Annotated in this window: 6 protein-coding genes; all 6 read left to right on the top strand. The window is 72.5% G+C overall.

All coding sequences use genetic code 11. The features are described from left to right. Nucleotide 1: 1 nt before the first annotated feature. From BJ992_RS25530 to BJ992_RS25505, 6 genes are read left to right on the top strand one after another with little or no spacing between them, the layout of a single operon-like run. Nucleotides 2-22,306: an SDR family NAD(P)-dependent oxidoreductase gene (locus tag BJ992_RS25530; RefSeq protein ID WP_184985215.1), complete on the top strand. Its 22,305-nt coding sequence runs from the start codon at nt 2-4 to the stop codon at nt 22,304-22,306. After that, the gene (locus BJ992_RS25525; RefSeq protein WP_184985213.1) at nt 22,303-23,256 is read left to right on the top strand and encodes an LnmK family bifunctional acyltransferase/decarboxylase; all 954 of its coding nucleotides are present in this window, start codon (nt 22,303-22,305) and stop codon (nt 23,254-23,256) included. Before BJ992_RS25530 ends, BJ992_RS25525 begins: the two co-directional genes overlap by 4 nt. Then, nucleotides 23,243-23,479: a phosphopantetheine-binding protein gene (locus tag BJ992_RS25520; protein WP_184985211.1), complete on the top strand. Its 237-nt coding sequence runs from the start codon at nt 23,243-23,245 to the stop codon at nt 23,477-23,479. The genes BJ992_RS25525 and BJ992_RS25520 overlap by 14 nt, the downstream gene beginning before the upstream one ends. Continuing rightward, nucleotides 23,476-24,723, top strand: coding sequence for a hydroxymethylglutaryl-CoA synthase family protein (locus BJ992_RS25515; RefSeq protein ID WP_184985209.1), 1,248 nt, complete (start codon nt 23,476-23,478; stop codon nt 24,721-24,723). The genes BJ992_RS25520 and BJ992_RS25515 overlap by 4 nt, the downstream gene beginning before the upstream one ends. Next, nucleotides 24,720-24,965: a phosphopantetheine-binding protein gene (locus BJ992_RS25510; protein ID WP_221474972.1), complete on the top strand. Its 246-nt coding sequence runs from the start codon at nt 24,720-24,722 to the stop codon at nt 24,963-24,965. Before BJ992_RS25515 ends, BJ992_RS25510 begins: the two co-directional genes overlap by 4 nt. Beyond that, a complete protein-coding gene (locus BJ992_RS25505) occupies nt 24,962-26,242 on the top strand; it encodes a beta-ketoacyl synthase N-terminal-like domain-containing protein (RefSeq protein WP_221474971.1) in 1,281 nt (426 codons plus the stop codon). The genes BJ992_RS25510 and BJ992_RS25505 overlap by 4 nt, the downstream gene beginning before the upstream one ends.

Genomic DNA, 26,242 nt, shown 5'->3' with positions numbered 1-26,242 from the left:
CATGCCGGCGATCGAAAGTCAGACCCTGCTCACGCACGCCGACTTCATCATGCGCAACCACCGCGTGCACGGAGTGTCCGTCATGCCAGGCGTGGTGTTCTTCGACATCATCTACCGCACCCTGGCCGCCGCCGGGTGGGACCACGACCGCGCCGTGCTGCGTGACGTGCTGTTCACCGAGGCCGTCGCCACCAACCAGGACGCCGACCGCGAGCTGCGCGTCACGGTGGAGGAGGCGCGCGACGGCGAACACGAGATCACGACCGAGAGCCGCTGGGTGAAGGACGGCACCCCCCTGTCGGGGTGGCGCAGGAACCTCGTCGGCAAACTCGTGTTCACCGACCACCCCGAGCCGGCCCCCATCGACCCGCAGGCGCTGAAGGCCGCCGCCGAACGGACCGGCGACATGGAGGACCTGTACGAACGCGCCAGGGCCGAGGACATCAGGCACGGCGACGCGATGAAGTGCGCCGGTCCCCTGCATCACGGCGGCGGCGGCCTCCTCGCCGAACTGCGGCTCGCGGCCCCCGAGCCGGGCCACGAGCGGTTCCACCTGCACCCCGCCGCGCTCGACGCGTCCACCATCGCGGGCCTCGGCCAGACCAAGGCGTCCGGCGAGGAGCCGTTCATCCCGGTGTACGTCCGCGAGTTCCGCGCACCGCACCGCCTCGGCCCGTCCTTCTACGTGTACGCGCGCCGTCCCGAGACCCTGGCCCCGTCCGGCGACGTCATCACCAACGACTACGAGCTGTACGACGAGGAGGGCCGGTTCGTCGCCGGGTTCACCGGCCTGTCCTGCAAGCGCATCAGGCACCCCGGACTGATGGAGAAGCTGCTCGTCATCGAGTCCACCGACTCGGCCGAGTCGGCCGGACCCGAGGAGTCCGCCGAGCGGTCCGCGCCGAAGGCGCTCGTGACGCGCCTGCGGGAGATGGTCGCCGAACGCCTCGGCAGGCCGGCCGCCGAGATCCCCGCCGACCTGGGTTTCTACGACCTCGGCCTGGACTCGGTCACCCTCGTCCGCCTCAGCGAGGAACTGGAACGGCTCGTCGGCCGGAGCCTCTACCCGACGCTGCTGTTCGAGTACAGCGACATCGAGAGCCTCGCCGCGCACCTGGCCGAGACGTACGACGGCCTGGCGGACGCCGAGCCGCGGGACGTCCCGTCGGCGACCGAGCACGAGCCGGCGAGCGTCCCTGAGACGTCTCCGGTGTCCGGACCCGAGCGCACGGTGGCGTACCGCGAGGTGTGGGTGCCGGAACCCGGCACACAGGACGGCGACCTCGGCGACGTCTTGGTCATCGCACCTCAGGTCGCCGGGTCCGCCGGATCCGGGGGCCCGGCCGGGTCCACGGGGTCCACTGGCTCTGCCGGGCCGGCTGGGTCTGCCGGTTTCGCCGGTCTGCGTGCCGCCACCGTCGTGCGGGCCGAGCACGGTGACGACTTCGAGCAGACGGGGGAGCGGACCTACCGTCTCGATCTGCGTGACCGCGACCAGGCGGCACGGCTGCTCGCCGGCCTGACGCGGACGGCGCCGCTCCCGCGTCACGTCGTGCTCGCCGCCGGCGCCGGGGACGACGCCACCGGTGTGTGCCTGCGGATCCGGTCCCTCGCCTGCGCGATCATCGACACCAGACCGCAGGACCCGGTGACCCTGACCTACGTGCACGACGGCACGGACCCCGCCGGGGACGCCGCCGGAGCCCTGGCCCGTACCATCTCGGCGGAGACCCCCGTCCTGCGCTGCCGCAGCGTCAGGGCCGGTGCGGACGACCTGGCGCGAGCCCTGCGCGACACGTCCCCGGAGGCGGAGATCCGCTACGACGGCGGTGTCCGCACGGTGCGCCGCCACGTCGAGCACGAGCTGACCACCGGCACCGTCCCCGTCAGGAACGGCGGCGTGTACGTGATCGCCGGTGGCGCCGGCGGCATCGGCAGGCTCCTCGCCGAGCACCTGGAGACCGAGTACGAGGCACACGTCGTCGTGCTCAGCCGCGGCACCGGCACCGACGTCACGGACCTGGCCGAGGTGGAACGCGCCGTGGCCGGCGCGCGCGACCGGTACGGCCGCGTCGACGGCGTCGTGCACTGCGCAGGCGTGCAGCGGGACGGCCTGTACTTCCGGCAGGACGCCGGGGACGTCGAGGCCGTGCTGGCCCCGAAGACACGCGGCGTCACCAACCTCGACACCGCCACCAAGGACGACGACCTGGACTTCTTCCTCGTCTTCTCGTCGCTCGCGGCGACCCTGCCGAACGCCGGCCAGTCCGCCTACGCGTACGCCAACGCCTACCTGGAGTCCTTCGCTCGCCGCCGCGCCGCGCGCCACGACCGCACCGGCACCACGCTCGCCATCGGCTGGCCGTACTGGCAGGACGGCGGCATGCGCATCGACGCCGCCGCCGTGGACCGCTCACGCCGTGACACCGGTCTCACCCCCCTGCCGACCAAGGAGGCCTTCTCGGTCCTGACCCGCGGCCTCGCCACCGGCGGCCCCGGCTTCGTCGTCCTGCACGGCGACGAGGACCGCGTCCCCCACCTGCTACGCGCACCGGAGCAGACCGAGCAGCCCCCCACCGATGGCGTACCCGCCGAACCGGTCCACGCCGAGCGGACCACCGCCGAGCCGGCCCACGCCGAGCGGACCGTCACCGGACCGGCCACCGCCGGACCCGACGACGACGCGATCGCCGTCATCGGCCTCGCCGGACGGTACCCGCAGGCCCCCGACCTGGACACGTTCTGGCGCAACCTCGCCGAAGGCCGCGACTGCGTCACCGAGGTGCCGGCGGAGCGGTGGGACCACGACGCCTTCTACGACCCCGACCAGGACCGCGAAGGCAGGACGTACGGCCGCTGGGGTGGCTTCCTCGACGGCGTGGACCGCTTCGACCGCGCGTTCTTCGGGGTCTCACGGCGCGACGCCGAACGGATGGACCCGCAGGAGCGGCTGTTCCTCCAGACCTGCTGGCACGCGCTGGAGGACGCCGGGTACCCGCCGGAGGCGCTGACCGGTGAGAGCGTCGGCGTGTTCGCCGGCGTCATGTGGAACCACTACCAGCTCGTCGAAGGCGGCGAAGGCGGCGTCGCTCCGCTGGCCATGCACGCCTCCATCGCCAACCGTGTCTCCTACACCTTCGACTTCGACGGTCCCAGCATGGCGCTCGACACGTCCTGCTCCTCGTCGCTGACCGCCGCGCACATGGCCGTCGAGAGCCTGCGCCGCGGCGAGTGCACGGTGGCCCTGGCCGGCGGGGTCAACGTGAGCGTGCACCCCCAGAAGTACCTGCAGCTCGCTCAGGGCCGCTTCCTCTCCCCGGACGGCCGCTGCCGCGCGTTCGGCAAGGACGCCGGAGGCTACGTACCAGGTGAGGGTGTCGGCGCCGTCCTGCTCAAGCCGCTGGCGGCGGCCCGCAGGGACGGCGACCACATCTACGGCGTGATCCGCGCCTCCGCCGTCAACCACACCGGCCGCACCAGCGGCGCCACCGTCCCGAGCCCCACCTCCCAGGCCGCACTCATCGGCACCGCACTGCGCCGCGCCGGCTGGTCCCCCTCCACCGTCGGCTACATCGAGGCCCACGGCACCGGCACCTCCCTCGGCGACCCCATCGAGGTCGAAGGTCTCCGCAAGGCCTTCGACGACGGCACGTCCAATGGTCGTTCCGACGTCGATGGTCCGCGCTCGGCTTCCGGAGAGCCGGAGGCCGGCTGCGCGCTGGGTTCGGTGAAGTCCAACATCGGCCACCTGGAGGGAGCCGCCGGCATCGCCGGGCTGACGAAGGTCCTGCTGCAGATGAAGCACCGCCACCTGGTGCCGTCTCTGCACGCGCGGGAGCCGAACCCGCACATCGACTTCACCGCCACCCCCTTCCACGTCCAGCAGACCCTCACCCCGTGGACCCGTTCCGGCGACACCCCCCGCCGCGCCGGCGTGAGCGCCTTCGGTGCAGGCGGCGCGAACGCGCACCTCCTGGTGGAGGAACACGACGCTCCTCCCGCACGCTCGTCCGCAACCGGCCCGTACCTGTTCCTGCTGTCGGCACGCGGCGAGAAGGCCCTGAGGGACTACGCGCAGGCGTACGTCCGGTTCCTGGACTCCACGACCGGCGCGACCGGTGCGACCGCCACGTCCGAGCCACCGCAGGCGCCGGTCGGCCGGAGCCACGTCGCCGAGCGTGTGGCCGATCTCCTCGGCGTCCCCGCCGACCAGATCGACCCCACCGAGACCTTCGGTGACCTTGGCCTGGACGCCGCCTCGCTCATGCGCCTGACGGCCGTCCCCGGCATCACGCTGGACAGCACCGTGGACGACCTGGCGGCCATCGAGGCCTCCACCGGTGAGCAGCCGAGCGAGGACCGGCACAGCCGGGACCGCGAGTCCTCGGACCAGGTCCACGGATCCGCCGTCTCGCCGGCCGACCTGGCCTACACGACCCAGGTCGGCAGGGCCGCGCTGCCGGTGCGACTGGCTCTCGTCGTCCCGGACGCGGCCACGCTGCGCGACCGGCTCGCGGCGTTCGCCGCAGGCGACGACCCAGGCCCCGGCGCGTACACCGGCACCGCCGGTACCGACGCACCCGAGGACGGCCCCACCCCCGACGAAAGCGTCCGCCTTTTCCGCGACGGCCGCCTCGGCGACCTCGCCGCGTACTGGACGGCAGGTGGCCGCGTCCCCTGGCAGCGGTGCCACACCGCCGAGGACCGGCCCCGCCGGGTCTCGCTGCCGACGTACCCGTTCCAGGAGGAACGCTGCTGGATCGGCGGCTGGCGCGGCAACCGCAAGGACCCCGGCACGCCGCTCGTGACCACGGCCCCCACGGACACCGGAGCGGACACGACGCACGCGGAGACTCCACACATGAACAAGGCGCATGCCGACGACCCGTACAGCGACACGGCGATTCCCGCGGACGTCACTCACGCGGACACGTCGAAGGCGCCGGACGCCGAACCCGCCGTCTCGTACCCGGTGGAACAGCAGCAGCCGCAGGAACAGGAGGACCTGCGGTTCACCGTCCAGGACGGTGTGGCGCTCGTGACGATGAACTCCGGGCCGAACATGTTCACCGAGGGGCTGATCACGGGTCTGCGGGACGCGTTCGCGCGGATCGCGGAGCGGGACGACGTGAAGGCCGTCGTGGTGACCGGCGCAGGCAAGGTGTTCAGCATGGGTGGCACCCCGGAGGCGCTGCGCACTCTGTCGGAGGGCCAGGGCCGCTTCACCGACGTGCCGTTCCTGTACGAAGGCATGCTGAAGTGCGACCGGCCGGTGATCGCCGCGATCCAGGGCCACGCGTCCGGTGGCGGCCTGGCGTACGGCCTGTTCGCGGACGTCGTGCTGATGGCCAGGGAAGGGGTGTACAGCGCCAACTTCATGAAGTTCGGCTTCACCCCCGGCATGGGTGCGACGTACGTCCTGGAGGAGCGCTTCGGCCGGTCGCTGGCGCACGAGATGCTGTACACGGCGCGTTCGGTCAGCGGTGAGGAACTGGAACGACGCGGCGCCGGTGTCACGATCCTCCCGCAGCAGGACGTCCTGAAGGCCGCGCTCCGCCACGCGCGCTCCATCGCCGCGCTTCCCCTTCCCGCCTTGCGCGCACTGAAGACCGAACTCGCGGGCCGGACCCTCGGCCGCCTCACCGAGGTCGTCGCCAGGGAGGTCGACCTGCACCAACGCGTCCTCGGCGAGCAGTCCGCGTCTCTGGTCCAGACCCACCTCGACAAGATCGGCAACTTCCACGGCCGTCCCACGACCCCACAGCCCTCCGCGACCCCCGAGCCTGTCGCCGAGACCGTGGCCGAGACCGTGGCCCCGGAGCCCGCCGTCGCCGCGCCGTCGCCGGACGCCGCCGCGGTGCGCGAGGTCGTGATGGCGACCCTGTCGTCCCACCTCTATCTGGAGGCGGACGAGATCGACGAGACCCAGAGCTTCAGCGAGATGGGTCTGGACTCGATCGGCGCCGTGGAGATCGTCCGCGACGTGAACCGCCGATTCGAGGTCGACCTGGACTCGGTGGCCGTCTACGACCACCCGACCATCCCCGCTCTGGTGGACTTCGTCCTCACCACGGCCGCCACGCAACACGCTCCGATGACCCCCGGGCCCACTCCGGCCGTCGCGGAAGAAACCACGGACCAGGCCACCGGTTCCCCACCGTCCCCGGCCGCCGACCCGACGGCCGGAGTCGTCGCACCGGACCCCGGCCCTTCCCCGGTGGCCGCGCCGACCACCTCGAACGGCTCGGCCCCGGTGGACGAGATCAGCGCATCCCCTTCGTCCCTGTTGACGGAGAACGGCCAGATCAGGCTCGGCAAGCCAGGCGCACGTTCCGTGCCGTCCGCGTCCACCGGCCCTGACCAGGTCCGACTCGACCTCCGTCCAGCCACCGAGGCGCGGAACGGCGCAGCGGGACCCGGCACCAAGAAAATAGGCGCCACCGGACCCGACATCACTACGGGACCCGCCTCCAAGGGACCCGGCGCCACCGGACCCGGCGTGACGGTGGCCGGACCCGAGCCGGTCGAGGCGGCACCCGCGCCGGCCGGGACGACCACGGCCGAGATCGCCGTCATCGGCATGGCGGGCCGGTTCCCGGACGCGCCGGACCTGGCCGCGTTCTGGGAGAACCTCGCCGCCGGACGGTGCAGCATCGGTGAGGTTCCCGCCGGACGGTTCGACGTGGACGCCGTGTACGACCCCGAGCGCAGGACGCCGGGGACGACGTACAGCAAGTGGGGAGCGATGCTCTCCGACGTGGACGCCTTCGACGCGGGCTTCTTCAACGTCTCGCCGCTGGAGGCCGAGGCCATGGACCCGCAGCAGCGGCTGTTCCTGGAGGAGGCGTGGCACGCGCTGGAGGACGCCGGGTACGCGGCGCGTACGGGGGAGCGGCGGCCGTGGGGGACGTTCGTGGGGTGCGCGGCGGGGGACTACTCGCGGCTGCTCGCGGCGGCGGGGGAAAGTGACAGCGGCCACGCGTTCCTCGGGAACGTGTCGTCGGTGCTGCCGGCGCGTATCGCGTACCTGCTGAACTTCAGCGGCCCCACCATGGCGGTGGACACGGCCTGCTCGTCCTCGCTGGTCGCGGTGCACCTGGCGTGCGAGAGCATCAGGCGCGGCGAGTGCGAGGCGGCCATCGCCGGTGGGGTGGCGGTCATGACGACCGCGCAGATGCACATCTGGTGCAGCAGCGCCGGCATGTTGTCCCCGACCGGCCGGTGCGCGCCGTTCGACGAGTCGGCCGACGGCATCGTGCTCGGCGAAGGTGTCGGCGCCGTGATCCTCAAGCGGCTCGACCGCGCGCTCGCGGACGGCGACACCGTTCACGCCGTCATCCGGGCCAGTGGCACCAACGGCGACGGCGCGACCAACGGCATCACCGCGCCGAGCGCCGCCTCCCAGGCCGAACTCCTGACCGCCGTGCACCGCCGCGCCGGCATCCGTCCCGAGGACATCGACTACGTGGAGGCCCACGGCACCGGCACCGCACTCGGCGACCCCATCGAGGCCAAGGCCCTGACCCAGGTCTTCGGCCCGCGCACCGAGGACCGCGATCACGCGGCGGTGAGCGGGGAAGAGGGAGGAGGATCCGGTGTCCGCGTCCACGGTCACTCGGCCGGTGACGGAGACGGCACCCGTGTCCAGGGTCTCGGCTCGCTGAAGGCCAACGTCGGTCACACCACGACCGCGGCCGGGATCGGTGGCCTGTTGAAGGTGCTGCTGGCCCTCGGTCACCGGCGGCTGCCGCCGTCCCCCGGCTACACGACGGCCAACCCGAAGATCGACCTGGAGAGGTTCCCGCTGAAGGTCGTCACCGAGCTGTCCGACTGGCGTCCCGGCCCCTCCGGCCGCCGTACCGCCGCCGTCAGCAGCTTCGGCTTCAGCGGCACCAACTGCCACATCGTGGTCTCCGAACCGGCCGGCACCCCGCCGGCTCCTGACCCGGCCCCCGCCGCCGAGGTGGTGGTCCCCGTGTCCGCGGCCACCGAGCAGGCCCTGGACCGCCGCCTGAGCGACCTCGCCGACCACCTCGCCGCACACCCTGGCCTCGACGTGCGCGACGTCGCCTACACCCTCGCCGTCGGCCGTCCCCACCTGCCGGTCCGCACGGCCGTGGTCGCGCGCGACCTCGACGGACTGCTGGCCGCGCTCCGCGCTCCGGCCGGCGCCGGCACAGGTGGCGCGTCGGCCGACGTCGTCCGCCGGTACCGCGCCGGTGAGGACGTCGACTGGCCCGGCCTGTTCGGCGACCGTCCCGGCCGCAGGGTCCCGCTGCCTGTCTACCCGTTCGCACGCGACCGCCACTGGGTCGCGGCGCCGCGCGGCACCACGGCGGCCACCGGCACGGCCGCACGACCCGGCGGCACGCCTCCGGTGACGCCGGACCGGGTCGCCGGCGACGCGGCGGCCACCGCGGACCCGAGCCGGGACGACACGGCATCGGCCACCCCGGACCTGATCCGTCCCGAGGACTGGATCGTGGCCGACCACCGCGTCATGGACACGCCGGTGCTGCCGGGTGTCGCGTCCCTGGTGATGGCCGCCGGCCGGTCCGGTCTTCCGCTGCCGCTGACCATCTCGAAGGTCCGCTGGCTGCGGCCGTACGAGATCACCGAGCCGCGTCAGGCAGGTTTCTCCTTCACCGAGGAGGACGGCAGGACGTCGTTCACCCTGGAGGACGGCGCGGTCACGTACGCCAACGGTGTCATCCGGCCCGGCGCGCAGGACGTGGAACCGCTCGACCTGGCCGCCATCGCGGCTCGCTGCACGCGGTGGATCGACGGCGCGGAACTCTACACCGCGTTCGACGAGGCGGGGCTGCGCTACGGCCCGGCGTTCCAGGTGCTGCGCGAGCTGCGGACCGGCGAGGACGAGGTGCTGGCGGAGCTCTGCGCGCCGCCGCGCCGGTGGGGGACCGAGGCGCCGCAGCCGGCGCTGCTCGACGGAGCGTTGCAGGCGATCGCGGCGGTGCGCGGCGGGGACGACCCGGCGCCTGCGGTGCCGTTCGCCGTGGAGTCCGTGGACCTCCTGCGGCCGCTCACCGGCGCCGGCCGCGCCTACGCGCGCGCGCACGGCAGGGACCGGTACTCGGTCTGGCTGGCCGACGAGCGCGGTGAGGTCTGCGCCAGGTTCACCGGGGTGACGCTACGCGTCCGGCAGGACCCGCAGATGATCTTCGTTCCTGCGTGGCGCGCGGCCGAGCAGCTCACCGAACCCCCCGCGGGAGGAACCGCGCTCATCCTGCACACCCCGGCCGACGAGCCGGTGGCCCGCGCGCTGGCCGACCTGCACGGGGACGGCACGACGGTGGCGCCGCTGGGGGAGACCCCCGACCTGACGGGGACGGCGTACGACACCGTCTACGTCCTCGCGCGCACCGCCGACCCGCAGTCCCCACCGGAGGACGACCCCACCACACCGGCCGTGTTCCGCCTGGTCAAGCAGCTCATCGCCGCCAAGTACGGCGGCCGCGCGCTCACGCTGAAGGCCGTGGTCGCCGGAGCGCTGCCGGTGCCGGACACCGGCGCCGGCATCTCGGCCATGGTCGAGCCGACCGCCTCGGAGACGGGTGAGCCGGCCATGGGTGAGTCGATCGGCCCGGACGCGAGCAGGCCGATGATCCCCGCGGCCGGCGAACCGGTCGTCCCGCACGCGGCGGGGCTGATCGGCCTCATCCGCAGCGCCGGTGCCGAGTACTCGCGCTGGAAGACCTGCTGTGTGGACGTGGGACCGGCCCCGGCCGACCCCGGGGAGCTGGCGCACCGGCTGCGTGCGGAGGACTGCGCCGAGCCGCTGGTCGCGTTGCGCGATCAGCGGCTGGTCCGGGTCCTTGAGCCGCACACCCCTGGCACGGCGCGCGCCGGGGACGTGTTCCGGGACGAAGGCGCGTACCTGATCGTCGGCGGCACCGGCGGCATCGGCCAGGTGCTGGCCCGCCACCTCGCCACGACGGTGCGCGCACGCCTGGCCCTGGTGGGACGCGAACCCGCCACCGAGGCCGTCACCCGCCAGATCGCCGAGATCGAGTCCCTCGGCGGCCAGGCCGTCTACCTGCGGGCCGACGTGGCCGACCGGGACGCGTTCCGCGCGGCCGTCACGGCGGCGGCGGACCGGTTCGGCCCCCTGAACGGCGCCTTCCACGCGGCCCTCGTGCTGCGCGACAAGAGCCTCGCCAACATGGACGAGGCGACCTTCGCCGAGGTGCTCGCCGCCAAGGTCACCGGGGCCGCGTCCTTCGCCGCGGGCCTGCACGACCAGCCGGTGGACTTCCTCGCCTTCTTCTCCTCGGCGGCGTCGTTCGTGGCCGCCGCCGGCCAGGCCAACTACGCCGCCGCCGGCACCTTCGAGGACGCCTACGCCCTGCGCCTCGCCGCGGAGGGCCGTAAGGCCGTCGTGGTGAACTGGGGTTTCTGGGGCAGCGTCGGCGCGGTCGCACGCGAGGGTTACGCCGACCGGTTCGCCGGCCTCGGCATCGGCTCCATCGAGCCGGAAGAAGGCCTGGCGTCCCTGACCCGCGTCCTGAAGGACGGCCTGCGCCAGGCCGTCGTCGTGAAGGGCTCCCCCCGGGGACTCGCCGACATGGGGGTCCGGCGGCGGACCGCGCCGGCCGGGCCGAACGAGCTGGACCGCGCGCGGCAGGCGTTCGCCGCTCTGGACGAACTGGCGCGGGACCTGGCGTTCCGTGCGCTCACCCCGGTGCTCCCCGCACCCGGCGAGCGGATCGCGGTGAGCGACCTGCGCGGGGAACTCCGGGTCCGGCAGGACCGGGGACGGCTGTTCGACGCGGTGACGCACATGCTCGCGACGTCGGGCAGGATCCACCTGGAGGACGGCACGCTGACCGTCCAGGCGGACGGCACGGCGACGGCGGGACCTGAGGGGCTGCTCGCGCGGTTCCCCGACATGGAGCCGCACGTCCGTCTGCTCACGACGTGCGTGGACGCGCTCACGGACGTGTTCGCCGGCGACCGGGACCCCATGGAGGTCATGTTCCCCGGCGGCAGCGTCGAGCTGGTGGAGCAGGTGTACCGGGGGCAGACGGCGTCCGACTACTTCAACCGCCTGCTGGCCGGGGAGGCCGCCGAGGCGGCGCGGCGCGTGTACGCCGAGACCCGGCGGCCGGTGCGCATGCTGGAGGCCGGCGCCGGGACCGGTGCCGCCACGGCGTTCGTGCTGCCGGCCGTCGCGGCGACACGCGTGCCGGTCGAGTACGTCTACACCGACGTCTCCTCGGCGTTCCTGCTCCACGGTGAGGAGACGTTCGGGGAACGGTTCCCCTTCGTCTCCTACGCCTTGTTCGACGTGGAACGCGAGCCCGCGGACCAGGATCTCTCCGCCGGAGGGTTCGACGTCGTACTCGCCACGAACGTGCTGCACGCGACCACCGACATCGAACAGTCCGTGCGGAACGCGGCCACGCTGCTCGCGCCGGGTGGTGTGCTGCTGGTCAACGAGGTCACCCGCGCGGCGGACTTCCTCACGCTGACGTTCGGCCTGACCCCCGGCTGGTGGCGCTTCACCGACCCCGAGCGCCGCCTCCCGCACGCGCCGCTGCTCGGCTCCGGCCAGTGGCACGACGTCCTGCGCGCCACCGGCCTCACCCCGGCCCGCACCCACGGCATCCCCGGCACCCCCGTCGAGGACCTGGACCAGTGCGTCCTGGTCGGCGCACGCCGGACCGCGCCGGTGCCGCCGTCCGCTCCGGCACCCGGGGCCGCGCCTGCGTCCCTGGACAAGCCGGTGCGCGCCTACATCAAGCAGGTGTTCGCCGAGGTGCTCAAGTACCGGAACGCGGACTTCGGCGAGCAGCTCACGTTCGACAACTTCGGCATCGACTCACTGGTCACGCAGAACATCGTGCAGCGTTTCGAGCAGGACCTCGGCACCCTGCCGGCCACGTTGCTCTTCGAGAACCTCACGATCGACGAACTGGCGAACCACCTCCTCACCGAGTACGAGGACCGGCTGCGTCCCCTGCTCCAGCCCGAACCCGCAGGCGTGCCGTCCGCGGAGATCACGCAGACCTCCACCCAGGTCACCGAACCGGCTCAGGAGCCGTCCCCCGGCCCGCTGCCGGTGCCGGCGCAGGCCCCCGTCGCGGACGTCCAGGAGCCAGGCGGCACCGGCCCGCTGGACATCGCCGTCATCGCGGTCACCGGCCGCTACCCGCGTTCCCCCGACCTCGACACCTTCTGGCGCAACCTCGCCGACGGCGTCAACTGCGTCACCGAGATCCCCGAGGACCGATTCCACCTGAACGGCCTCTTCGACCCCAAGCGTGGCCGCAAGGACCGCACCTACAGCCGATGGGGCGGGTTCATCGAGGACGTCGACCGGTTCGACCCCGCGTTCTTCGGCATCCTGCCGAGGGACGCCGCGGCCATCGACCCTCAGGAGCGCCTGTTCCTCGAGACCGCGTGGACGCTGCTCCAGGACGCCGGCTACCTCGGCGAGCACACCAGGGAACCGAGCACCGGCGTGTTCGTCGGCACCATGTACGGCTCCTACGGCCGCATGGCCGCCGCCGAGGGCTGGCCGCGCGGCCGGTACGCGGGGGCCCACTCGGCGTACTGGTCGATCGCCAACCGCGTGTCGTACGTGCTGGACCTGCGCGGCCCGAGCTTCGCGGTCGACTCCGCCTGCTCGTCGTCGCTGACCGCGATCCAGCTCGCCTGCGAGAGCCTGCGGCGCGGCGAGTGCGCCATGGCCGTCGCCGGTGGGGTGAACCTCATCCTGCACCCGGCGCACCACGTCTCGCTGTGCTCGTTCAACATGCTGTCCGCCGGCGACACGTGCAAGGTGTTCGACGAGGCCGCCGACGGGTTCGTGCCGGGGGAGGGGGTCGGCGCCGTCCTGCTCAAGCCGCTGGCCGAGGCCGTGGCGGACGGCGACCGGATCCACGCCGTCATCAAGGGTGCGTTCGCCAACGCCGGCGGCCGGACCTCCGGCTACACCGTGCCGAACCCGAACGCGCAGGCCGAACTGGTCGCCGAGGCGATACGCCGTTCCGGTGTGGACCCGGCGACCATCTCCTACGTCGAGGCGCACGGCACCGGCACCGCGCTCGGCGACCCCATCGAGATCGCCAGCCTGACCAAGGCGTTCCGTTCCACCGCGCGGGCCCCCGAGCGGTGCGCCGTCGGCTCGGTGAAGGCCAACATCGGCCACCTGGAAGGCGCCGCCGGCATCGCGGGCCTCACCAAGGTCCTGCTGCAGATGCGGCACGGCCAGGTCGCGCCGTGCGCCGGCCTCACCACCCCCAACCCGAAGATCGACTTCGCGGGTTCGCCGTTCCACCCGGCTCAGGCCGCCGAGTGGACCCGTCCCGTCGTCGAGGTCGGCGGCGTCCCGCGCACCGTCCCCCGTCGCGCCGGCATCAGTTCCTTCGGCGCCGGAGGCGCGAACGTGCACATCGTCGTGGAGGAGTACATGCCGCAGGACACACCGCCGCCGCCGTCCACCGCCGAAGAGGAGATCGTCCTGCTCTCCGCACGCACCGGGGACCAGCTCAGGACCCTGGCGGGCCGGGTCGCCGACCTGGCCGAGCAGCCCGGCGCGCCGACGCTGCGAGCCCTCGCCTACACGAGCCAGGTGGGCCGCGCCGAACTGCCGGAACGTCTCGCGGCCCGCGCCGGCGACCTGGCCGGGCTGGCCGCCGCGCTGCGCGAGTTCGCCGCCGGCGGCGACCCCGCCGGCGTCACGACCGGCACCGCCGGCGCGTCCTCCGACGACCTCGACCTCCTCGGCGACGACGACGGCGCGGCCTTCGTCACGTCCCTCATGGAACGCCGCCAGCTCACCAAACTCGGCCGCCTGTGGGTCAAGGGCCTCCCCGTCGACTGGCGACCCCTGTGGCCGTCCCCCCACCCGGCCCGCGTCACCATGCCGGACTACCCCTTCGACCGCCGCCGCTACTGGCTCCCCGGCCCCGACGTCCCCGCCTCGGCGGACGAGACACGGGAACCGGCGCACGAGCAGACCCCGGTGGAGGAGACACCCGAGCCGGTGCGCGGAGAGAACGCGCAGGCGTTCGTCACGACCACCGTGGACGAGGACGCCGACGCGCGCTGCACCTACCTGCGTCCGGTCTGGGAACGCGCTCCGCTCACCGGCCAGGGCCCGCTGCCGCGCACCGTCCTGCTGCTCGGCGACGACGAACGGGCCGTCGCCGCGTTCGCCGCGCGGCTCAGGGAGGCAGGCACACGCTGCCTGATGGCCGTCCACGGCACCACCTACGCCGCCGACGACGACCTCTACATCCTCGACCTGGCCGGCGGCCCCGCCGACACGCGGCGGCTCGCCGCCGAGCTGGCCGAGCGCGACACGGCCCCCGAGGCCGTGGTGCAGCTCCTCACCGGCTCGTTCCCGAGGCCCGACACGGTCGGCACGCAGCTTGACCGGAGCTTCTACCCTCTGCTGTGGACGGCCGCCGCGCTCCTCGCGACCCCCGGCCGCGACCCGCTGCGCGCCGTCGTCGCGCACACCGAGGACGACACCGGCCCCCGTCCCCACCACGCCGCACTCACCGCCGTACTGCGCACCCTCGCGCTCGAACACAGCCGTTTCGGCGGCGTGACCGTGGCGCTGCCTGCCACCGGCTACGAGCAGCCGATCCTGGCCGAACTGCGCGACCCCGCCGAGGCCGCCACACCCGAGGAGCAGGTCACCGAGGTGCGGTACCGCGACGGCGTCCGGGAACGCAAGGTCCTGGCGCCGTTCCAGCCGGGCCAGGCGGGCCTGCGGCTGCGGCGCGGCGGGACGTACCTCATCACCGGCGGCGCCGGGGCCATCGGCCTCGCGTTCGCCGAGCACCTCGCCGCGCACGGCCCCGTGAACCTCGTCCTGACCGGCCGTTCATCCCTGGACGACGACCTGCGGTCCCGTGTCGAGGCGCTGCCCGCCACCTACGTCCAGGCCGACGTCCGCGACCCCGGCGACCTCACCCGCCTCGTCGGGGACACCCGGCGCCGCTTCGGCCCGATCAACGGCGTCATCCACGCCGCCGGCGTCCACAGGGACGCCAGAGCCGCACGCAAGGAACGCGCCGACGCCGACGCCGTACTCGGCCCCAAGGTCCTCGGCACGATGCTCCTCGACGAGGCCCTGCGCGACGAACCCCTCGACTTCATGGCCCTGTTCTCGTCGGTCGCCGCCGAGACCGGCAACCTCGGCCAGGCCGACTACACCTACGCCAACGCCTTCCTCGACCGCTTCGCCGAGACCCGCGAGGCCCGCGGCGCCGGCCGGACGATCGCCGTCTGCTGGCCCCTGTGGGAAGAAGGCGGCATGACCGTGGACGACGTGACCCGGCGAATGTTCGCGCGCCGCTGGGGAAGCGTCCCCATGGCGACACGCGCGGGCCTCACGGCGTTCGCAAGGGGATTGGCCGGCCAGGAACCCTGCCTGGTCGTAGTGGAAGGCACCGGCCGGACACAGCGAAGGGAGACCCCGGACGTGGACACCCCCGCGAATCACGATTCCGGCCACCTCGACCACACCACCCCGACCGGTGACGGCCACGACGTCCAGGACGCGACGCGCACCGGCGACGCCGACCGGAACGCCACGACCGGCACTGGCAACGACGCGGCGGCCGGCACCGGGGACGACGCCACGACCGGCACCGGCAACGACGCGGCGGCCGGCACCGGGGACGACGCCACGACCGGCACCGGCAACGACGCGGCGGCCGGCACCGGGGACGTCGACCCCCACGAGGCCGTCCGTGCCGACCTCCGGCGCATCGCCGCCGGGTTCCTGCTGGTCGACGAGGACGACGTGGACCTTGACGGCGACCTCACCGACAGCGGCTTTGACTCCATCTCCATCGCCGAGCTGGTGGACAAGGTCAACGAGCTGTACGGCATCGATCTCCTCCCCACCGTCCTGTTCGAGGCCGCCGACCTGAGCGGCTTCTGCGCCTACCTGGCGGAGAACCACAGCGGCGCGATAGTGGCCGCACGACGCGACGACCCGGAACGGAACCGTCCGGACGGCGCTTCGCCGGGCCGTACAGAAGAACCGCCACAGAGCCGCGCAGAGGAACCGGCGGACAGCCGTCACCACGACCTGGCGCGGACCCGCGCCGAGGAACCGGCGGACAGCCGTACCGAAGAACCGGCGAAGACCTTCACCGAGGAACCGGCGCGGATCCTGGGGGACGGCCACACCGAGGAACCGGTGGAGACACACGCCGTGGCACCGGCATCCAGCGGGACTCAAGGAATCGCGATCATCGGCATGGCCGGGACGCTGCCTGGTTCGGAGGATCTGGACGCGTTCTGGCGGCACCTGGTCGCCGGGGACGACCTGGTGCGGCCGGTGCCGCAGGACCGGGCCGAGCTGCGGGAGAACCCCGGCACGGCCGGTGTCCGGGCCGGGTTCATCGACGGCGTGCGGTCGTTCGACGCGGCGCTGTTCGGCATCTCGCCGAAGGAGGCGGCGACGATGGACCCGCAGCAGCGGCTGTTCCTGCAGACGGTGTGGCGGACCGTCGAGGACGCCGGCTACCGGCCGTCCGACCTGGCCGGCACGGTGACCGGCCTGTTCGCCGGGGTGTCGGCCTGCGACTACGACGACCTGCTGCGTGAGCACGGCGTCCCGGTGGAGGCGCACACGGCGAGCGGTGTCGCGAGCTGCATCCTCGCCAACCGTGTGTCCCATGTGCTGGACCTGCGCGGCCCGAGCGAGGCCATCGACACGGCGTGCTCCAGTTCCCTGGTCGCGCTGCACCGCGCCGTCCGCGCCATCGAGGACGGCGAGTGCGACATGGCCGTCGCCGGCGGCGTCAACCTCACCCTGAGCCCCGGCCTGTACGTCGCGTTCACCGAGTCAGGCATGCTCAGCACGGCCTGCAAGACCTTCGACGAGCGGGCCGACGGGTACGCGCGCGGCGAGGGCTGCGGCGCCGTACTGCTCAAGCCGCTCGCCGCGGCCCTGGCCGACGGCGACAACGTGCTCGCCGTCGTCAGGGGCACCGCGGTCAACCACGGCGGCCGCAGCACCTCGCTCACCGCGCCGAACCCCGAGGCGCAGGCCGACGTCCTCGTCCGGGCCTACCGCAGGGCCGGTGTCGACCCCGCGACGGTGACCCACATCGAGGCGCACGGCACCGGGACCCGCCTCGGCGACCCCATCGAGATTGAGGGTCTGAAGAAGGCGTTCGCACGGCTGTACGACGAGTGGGACCGACCGGCCCCCGCCGAGCCGCATGTGGCGGTGACCTCGGTGAAGACCAACATCGGCCACCTTGAGGCCGCCGCCGGCATCGCCGGCCTGCTGAAGGTCCTGCTGTGCATGCGCCACGGCGAGCTGCCGCCGACCATCAACTACGAGCAGCCGAACCCGTACCTGCGCCTCGACGGCACCCCCTTCTACGTCAACGACCGGCACCGTCCCTGGGACGCCGTCCCCGACGCCTCGGGTGTCCTGGTCCGGCGTGCCGGAGTGAGCTCCTTCGGCTTCGGCGGGACCAACGCGCACGTCGTCCTGGAAGCGTACGAACCGTCCGGCCGGGAGACCGGCGACGGCTCGCACGTACGGACACCGGCCGCCGGGTCACACGAGACGACCGGCGCACACGAGAGGACCGGGTCGCTTGAGCCACGGACCGCCGGCCCCCGCCTGCTGGTGCTGTCGGCGCGCACCCCGGCCGCTCTGGAGGAGTACACCCGCCGTCTGGCCCGCCACCTGGCACACCACCCGGACGCCGACCTGGACCAGGTCTGCTTCACCCTGCAGGCCGGCCGCGAACCCATGGCGGAACGTCTCGCCGTGGAGGCCGCCACCCTGCAGCAGGCCATCGTGGCACTGACCGGCGGCCCCGGCACCCCCGGCGTCCACCGAGGCACCGTGCGCAAGGGAAGCACCGCCACGGCCCCGGCCTCCGGCGACCTCACCGAACTGGCCCGCGCGTGGGTCGACGGCGCCGACATCGCCTGGCACGACCTGTGGCCGGCCCCCCGGCCACGCCGGGTCTCCCTGCCGAGCTTCCCCTTCGAACGCACCGAGCACTGGTTCACCATCCCGTCCCGCTCACCGAACGGAAAAGCCACGACCCCGGCCGCCGGCAGCGCCGCCACCCCGGTGGCGGACCGTCCCACGACCCCGGCGGACCGTCCCGCGACCCCGGCCGCCGAGCGTCCGAAGACCCCGGCGGACCGTCCCACGACCCCGGCCGCCGAGCGTCCGAAGACCCCGGCGGCGGACCGTACCGAGTCCTCGCCGGCGACCCGAACGACCAGGACGAAGGTGCGCCTGCGTCCCAGCTCGTCACGGCCGGAGCGTCCTTCGGGGAAGGAGCGGCCGAGCGGGTTGAGGCTCCGCGAATCCACGGGCTCCCGGACGGCGGCGCCGATCACCACCCCCGAAGCGGTCACCGCCACCGAGCCGGCACCGCACACCGATCCCGCCCCTGGCACAGGGGTCGAGGAGATGCTGCGCGAACGCCTTTCCGGCATCCTCGGCACCGACCCGGCGGACGTCTCCCCGGACACGCCGTTCGCCGACCTCGGCCTCGACTCGATCTTCAGGATGGAGCTCGTCAAAGGCGTCAACGCCGCGTACTCCCTGGACCTCCAGGCCTCGGAGCTGTACGAGTACGACACGTTGGAACGCCTGAGCCGCGCCGTGGAGCAGGCCATCCCCGGCCATCAGGCCGCCGCACCGGCGTCCGTCGTCCCCGACGCGGCCCCGGAGCCGGCGGACCCCGACGACCCGGTCGTCTCGGAACGAGTGATCACCAAGCAGGCCTCGGACGCCGGGACCACCGAGGAGCGGGTCTCGCGGATCGTCACCGAGGTCGTGGAACGGGACGTCGACCCCGCACGTACCTTCGCCGACAACGGCCTCACCTCCTTCGAGATGCTGCGGGTGGTCAGCGCGCTGGAGAAGCGCGTAGGCGCGCTGCGCAAGACCCTCCTGTTCGACCACCCCACCGTCGCCGACCTGGCGGCGCACCTGGACGGCGAGTACGGCGCGGGATCGCTGGAGGAGACCCGCCGCGCCGAGACCGTCGCGGAGGTGGCCGGCACGGACGTGGACGTACGGGACGGTGAGCCGCTGATCATCGCGAAGCGGCGGGTCGCGGAGCACCCGGACCTGCGTGAGACGTTCGCCGAGATCGACCGCCGGCACGCCAAGGAAGGCGGCCTCGCGGGCCGCGACATCGCGCCGCTGGCGTTCCTCGGGGCCGAGCGCGAGGGGTACCTGAACTTCTCCGAGAAGGACGGCAACCTGCTGGCCTGGAGCTATGTCGGCTCCGAGGAGTACTTCCCCGTGCTGGTCGAGCAGTACGACGCCTACGCGCGCCGCAACGGCCACAGGCCGAACTTCTTCTCGCTGATCCCGGTGGACGAGGTGGCGGGCCGGCCGTACACGGCGACGCCGTTCGGCGCGGTGCAGCGGCTGGACGACCTGGAGAAGTTCACGCTCAAGGGTGGCCGCATGGAGCGGCTGCGGTACATGGTGCGCCGCTTCGCCAAGAACGCCGAGTGCCGCACCGTGGAGTACCACCCGGGTGCGGACGCGGCGGTGGACCGTGAGGCCGCCGAGCTGGTGGACCGCTGGGGTCACGGCAAGCAGATGGTGAACCCGTACGTCGCGGTGGTGCGGCGCGAGATCGAGCACGGGTCCCTGGACACCGGCAGGCACCGCATGTTCCTGACGTACCGGGACGACGCGCTGACCAACGCCGTCATCATCACCAAGATCCCGTCGGAGAACGCGTACCTGCTGGACGCCGAGTTCTACCCCAAGGACATGCCGCTCGGCGGCCTGGAGTACGCCATCACGAAGATCATCGAGATCCTCGTCGCGGAAGGCGTCTCGATGTTCAGCTTCGGCGCGAGCTTCGGCGTGCAGATGGACGGCGACGCGGGGAACGCCGCGCGGGACGTGGCCGAGGCACTCGGCGAACTGCGCTCAGTGGGGATCTTCGGCGAGGGAAACTTCCAGTTCAAGAACAAGTTCCGTCCGGTGAACGTCCCCATCTACCTGTGCCAGCCGGCCGGCCGGGACCGCACGTCGGTGGCCGACGTCATCCTCATGATCGCCGACCCGCACATGGAGGCGACCCCAGAGGCCCACGCGTCCCCCGAGGCCGAGCAGATCGCCGGGACCAAGCCGACCGCCGGGGCCAAGCCGACCGCCGGGGCCAAGCAGCGCAAGCCGAAGGCCGCTCGCACGGCCACGAAGGAGCGCCGGACCACGGCACCGCGCGAGACCGTCCCGCCGGACGCCGCCGTGGCGGCGCGCGACGAGCTGCTCAAGGCCCACGGCTTCAACCCCATCCGTGTCCCCGCCGGCCGCGTCGAGACCGACCTCGTCACCGACTCCTGGGCCGAGCTGGACTCCCCGTTCATCCAGGGCCGCATGCGCGACCTCACCTCCCGCGCCACCGGCATGCCGGACGAACTCCCGCACGTCGACTGGCTGCCGTTCCCCCTGGTCGTCCCCACCGCCTCCGGCCGCTCCGCCGAAGCCCTGCTGTGCCGGTCGTGGCGCGGCAGACGCGGCACGGTCCTCCACAACGGCCTGTTCCCGACCTGGTACCTGAGCCTCGTGGACGCCGGTTTCGAGCCGGTGCGCATCCCCGGCACCGAGGAGTCCGGCGACATCGACGTCGAGGCCCTGCGCACGGCACTGCGCGACCACAAGAATGTCGCGTTCGTCTGCGTCGAGCTCAGCGACAACGCCGCAGGCGGCCACCCGATCTCCCTGGCGAACCTGCGCGAGGTGAGGACCACCGCCGCCGGCTTCGGCGCACCGCTGGTGCTCGACGGCGCACGCGTCATGGAGAACGCGATGGCGATCACCGACAGCACCGGCGGTGACGAGTGGGACGTCGTGACCGGCATCCTGGAGCTCGCCGACCACGCCACCATCAGCCTGACCAAGGACTTCGGCCTCACGAGCGGCGGCCTGCTCGCGACCAGGGACCCCGGCGTGGCCGAGGCCGTCCGGGAACGCGTCGCCACGTACGGCAGGGACACCGGCCTGCACGACCGCAAGCTCATCGCCGCCGCGCTGACCGACCGTGCCGCCGTGTCGGCGCAGGTCCGCACCCGCATGGAGGCCGTCGCGACCCTGTGGCAGGGCCTGGACGACGCCGGTGTGCCGGTCGTCGCACCGGCAGGCGGCCACTGCGTCCTGCTGGATGTCTCCCGCATGGAGATGTTCACCGGCCACGACCACCCGGTGATGTCGTGCCTCGCGTGGCTGTACCGGGAGACCGGCGTCAGAGGCGGCCCGCACCTCGGCCGCGACGGCTGCGTCCGGCTCGCCGTCCCTGTGGGGTTCGGCGTGGTGGACGCCAAGGACGCCGCGGCGCGCATCGCGTCGGCGTACCACGAGGCAGGCGGCGGCGTGATACGTCTGGTCGCCGACGGCGCGCTGACCGGCGCGGCGGCGGCGCAGGCCGAGTACCGTCCCGCCGAGAGCGTCCCCGAGGACGTCCAGCAGGCGCTGCGTGAACGGCACCGGCCCCGCAACGAGAACCTCGACGTGCTGCGCGAGCACAACCCGCAGGTCACCGACCATCTGGTGCGCACCCCGGACGGCGACGTGGAGGTCTTCACCGCCGGCTCAGGCCCGACCCTGCTGCTGATGCATCCGTTCAACATCGGCGCCGGGGTGTACGCCGAGCAGTTCGCGGCGCTCGCGGAGTCGTACCGCCTGGTCAGCGTGCACCACCCCGGTGTCGGCCGCACCACCGCCGCGGCGGACATCACGCTGGACGGCATCGCGCGCCTGTGCCACGACGTGCTGGAAGAGCTCGGGGAACCGTTCCCCGTGCACGTCGCCGGCTGGTCGTTCGGCGGCCTGACCGCGCTGTCGTTCGCGCTGCGGTACCCGCAGGACACCGCGTCGCTCACCTTGATCGCCAGCTCGCACCGCATCGGCAACCGCGTCGGCGAGATCAACCGCCTCGAAGTGGTGGCGAACGAGGACTTCGACCACGTCATCGCCGAAAGCGGCTCCAAGCGCCTCACCGCCGAGCGCGAACGCCTCACCGCGACGCTGCTGCGCGCCGAGAGCATGGACCCGCAGATCGGCCTGCGGTACCTGGACGTCTTCGCCGACCGGCCCGACCTGCTCGCGAGCCTCCCCGACGTCACCGTCCCGACGCTGATCGTGCAAGGCGCGCACGACACCGTCATCCCCGCCAAGACCGCGCACCTGCTGCACGGCGCGATCCCCGACGCGACCTACGCCGAGATCCCCGAAGCGGGCCACTTCCCCGGCCTGACCAGCCCGGCCGAGGTCAACACCGTCATCGCCGAGTTCCTCGGAGGTGTGTCATGACCGTCCACACGACCGCACCCGGCGAAGCCGGCACCGCGCACCGGTCGGTGCTGGTGAAGCCCGGCATGTGCGGCCACAACTCGCTGTTCGCCGGCAGCCTCGGCGACTGGACGTGGGACACCGTCAGCGAACTGTGCGGGATCAACGCGTTCGACGCCACCAACCCCGACGGCGCGCCGACGTACCTGTCGTTCTACTACTTCCACATCAGGGCGAGCCGCCGGCTGCACGTCAACAGCCTCACCTTCGGCGACCGCCTCGACGTCCGGTCCCGCCTGTTCGACTTCGGCAGCGAATCCATCCTGACCCTGCACCAGGTGCGGCGCGAAGGCGCGCGGTCCGGCGCCGTGGACCCCGACGCGTTCTACCGGTTCGACGACCCCGACTGCATCTACGTCGAGAACTACAACCGGTGGATCACCAGGAGCCGTCCCGGCAGCAACGAGGACCTGGTCAAGTCGTCCCCCGTGGGGTTCCGGCACGACCACCTGCCGCGCCTGCCGGACGCGTACTCACCGCGCCGCGTCTACAACCACGCCAGGACCGCGCTGACCTTCCTCGACGGCACCCCGGCCGGCCGCGTGCCGCTCGGCCACGGCTTCACCGTCGACTACCCGGTGGAGCCGTCCCGCGACCTCAACGGCGTCGGCCTGCTGTACTTCGCCTCGTACTTCTCGATCATCGACTGGGCCCTGCTGCGGTTCTGGCGGCACCTCGGCCGTGGCACCGCGGCGTTCCTGGACCGGGTCGTGCTCGACCACCGCCTGTGCTACCTCGGCAACGCCGACGCCGACGCCGTGCTGCGCGTCTCGGTGGACGCCTGGGAGACGGCCGGCGAGCCCGGCGACGAGATCGTGAACCTCGTGATCCGTGACCGGGACTCCGGAAGGACGCTCGCGGTCAGCACCCTGCACGTGCTCTCAACCGGAGGTGCTCATGACGACGCGTGACGACGTCGAGCTGGTGGTGCGCCAGCAGATCGCCGAGATCCTCCCCTCGGTACCCATAGAAGGTGACCGGCACCTGAAGGACCTCGGTGCCGACTCCGTCGACCGCGTCGAGATCCTCCTCGGCGTGCTCGACCGGCTCGGCCTGCGGGCCCCGCTGTCGGACTTCCGTGACGTGCCGAACGTCGACGCGCTGGTGGACGTCCTCGCCGAGCGTGTCTCATGACGGCCGGCATCGAGGCGCTGAACGTCTACTGCGGGGTGGCGCAGATCCCGGTACGCACCCTGTTCGAGGGTCGCGGCCTGGACACCGACCGCATCGGCAACCTGATGATGCGCAACCGGTCGGTCGGCCTGCCGTTCGAGGACCCGGTGAGCAACGCCGTCAACGCCGCCAAACCGGTCGTCGACCTGATGGACCCGGCGGACAAGAGCCGCATCGAGCTGCTGATCACATCCACCGAGTCCGGCCTGGACTACAGCAAGTCCGTCGCCTCCTACGTCCACGAGTACCTGGGGCTGCCGGCCACCTGCCGGGTCGTCGAGGTCAAACAGGCCTGCTACGCCGCGACCGCGGCCGTGCAGATGGCGGTGGCGTACGTCGCGTCCGGCATCTCACCCGGCGCCAAAGCCCTGGTCATCGCCACCGACGTGGCGCTCGTCGACGAACGCGGCCAGTACGCCGAGCCCGCCACCGGCGCAGGCGCCGCCGCCGTGCTCATCGGCGAGGACCCCCGGGTGCTCACCGTCGACCTCGGCGCGTTCGGCAACCACAGCTACGAGACCCTGGACTCGGCGCGGCCCACGCCGACGTTCGACATCGCCGACTCCGACCGGTCGCTGTTCGCGTACCTGGACTGCCTCAGCAACTGCTTCGAGGACTACCGGTCCCGCGTCGAGGACGTCGACTTCGCCACGACCTTCGACTACCTGGCCATGCACACGCCGTTCGCCGGCATGGTCAAGGCCGCGCACCGCAAACTCATGCGCGAGTTCGCCGGCATCCCGCCGGCGCGGGCCGAGGAGGACTTCACCCGCCGCGTGCTGCCGTCGCTGGCGTACCCGAGCGTCGTCGGCAACCTGTGCTCGGGGTCGGTGTACCTGGCGCTGTGCAGCCTCATCGACCACGCCGAACTCGCGGAGCTCGACGGCGGGGCCCGCGTCGGCCTGTACTCCTACGGCTCGGGCTGCTCCTCGGAGTTCTTCAGCGGACTCGTGGACCAGCGCTCCGCCGAGGCGCTCGCGCCGATGCGGATCGGCGAGCACCTCGAAGGACGCTGCGAGCTGACCTTCGAGGAGTACGCCGCGGTGCTCCCCGCCAACCTCACGTGCCTGGTGCCGGAGCAGGACAGAACCGTCGACGTCACCGCGTACGACGACATCCTCGGCCGAGCCCGTATCGACCGGGACCTGCTCGTCAACACCGGGACGAAGGACTACCACCGGACCTACGAATGGCTGAACACATGACGATGAACGAAGACGACATCTTCACGACCGTGAAGACCAACGTGCTCGCCGTGCTGCCGGACCTGGACCCCGACCAGGTCACCATGCACGGCACCCTGACCGACCTCGGCGCCAACAGCGTCGACCGCGCCGACGTGGTCACCATGACCATGGAGGACCTCGGGCTGGTCATCCCCATCTCGGAGTTCCAGGAGGTGCACGACATCGCCTCGCTCGTGGCCCTGCTGAAGAGGCATTCGTGAAAGTCGTCGTCACCGGCATGGGTGTCGTGTGCTCCGTCGCGGGCTCGGTACCCGAGTTCGCGGTGGCGCTGCGCGAGGGCCGCTGCGGCATCGAGCCGGTCGAAGGCGACGGCGACGGCGGGCCGCGGCTCGCCGCGACCGTGAAGGATTTCAGCTTCCCCGACGCGGTCGCCGCGCTCACCGGCCTGCCGGAGACGCTGCGCCAGGAAGCGGTGCGGGCCGCGCACCGCTCCCCCGAAGCGCTCCAGATGGACCTCGTGTCGGCCATGCAGGCGTACGGCGACGCGGGGCTGCACGACACCGCGCCGGCCGCCGACCGCATGGGGATCGTCGTCGCCGGCCACAACCTCAGCTCCGGCTACGTGCAGCAGATGTTCCCCAAGTACCAGGACCACCCCGAATACGTCCCGGCGAGCTTCGCGCTGCAGTACATGGACACCGACCGCGTCGGCCGGATCAGCCAGGTCCTCGGCATCAAAGGCGAGGGCTACACCGTCGGCGGCGCCTCCGCCAGCGGCAACGTCGGCATCGTCAACGGCAGCCGCCTCGTCGAGGCCGGCGCCGTGGACCTGTGCCTGGTCGTCGGCGCCACCACCGACCTGTCCCCGATGGAGAAACGCGGCTTCGCGACCCTCGGCGCCGTCGCCGGAGCCGGCACCGACGACCCCGAGCACGTGCGGTGCCGTCCCTTCGACGTACGGCACGAGGGGTTCGTCCCCGGCCAGGGCTCGGCGTGCGTCGTCCTGGAAAGCGAGGAGTCCGCGCGGGCGAGGGGCGCGGAGATCCTCGCGGAACTCGCCGGGTACGACCTGAAGCTGAGCGCCACCAGCCTCCCCGAACCCGACGAGGACGGCGAGGCGACCGTCATGACCGGCGCCATGGAGATGGCCGGCGTGAAACCCGCGCAGATCGGCTACGTCAACGCGCACGCCACCGCCACACCCCTCGGCGACGAGATCGAGGTGCGTGCGCTGACCCGTGTGTTCGGCGACGACATCGGCACACCATGGGTGAACGCCACCAAAGGCCTCATCGGCCACTGCATGTGCGCCGCCGGCGTCGTCGAGGCCGTCGCGTCCGTCATCCAGCTCCGCGACGGATTCGTGCATCCCAACCTGAACCTGCGGCGGCCCATCGACGACGGCTGCCGCTTCGTCCGAGGCGCGGCACAGCCCGCCGACATCGAGTACGCGCTGTCCAACAGCTTCGGCTTCGGCGGCTTCAACACGAGCATCGTGCTCCGCCGTCCGCCGCATGCCTCCGTGCGCCACGGGTAG

It is taken from the genome of Sphaerisporangium rubeum, from assembly GCF_014207705.1.
Lineage (GTDB): Bacteria > Actinomycetota > Actinomycetes > Streptosporangiales > Streptosporangiaceae > Sphaerisporangium > Sphaerisporangium rubeum.
Note: the sequence above shows the minus strand (reverse complement) of the source record. Positions and strands in the feature narration are given on the sequence as shown.

What these genes read in the sequence shown, in the direction of transcription:
- BJ992_RS25510 (WP_221474972.1), top strand. Translation starts at nt 24,720, where the DNA reads ATGACGATGAACGAAGACGACATCTTCACGACCGTGAAGACCAACGTG.
- BJ992_RS25520 (WP_184985211.1), top strand. Translation starts at nt 23,243, where the DNA reads ATGACGACGCGTGACGACGTCGAGCTGGTGGTGCGCCAGCAGATCGCC.
- BJ992_RS25530 (WP_184985215.1), top strand. Translation starts at nt 2, where the DNA reads ATGCCGGCGATCGAAAGTCAGACCCTGCTCACGCACGCCGACTTCATC.
- BJ992_RS25515 (WP_184985209.1), top strand. Translation starts at nt 23,476, where the DNA reads ATGACGGCCGGCATCGAGGCGCTGAACGTCTACTGCGGGGTGGCGCAG.
- BJ992_RS25525 (WP_184985213.1), top strand. Translation starts at nt 22,303, where the DNA reads ATGACCGTCCACACGACCGCACCCGGCGAAGCCGGCACCGCGCACCGG.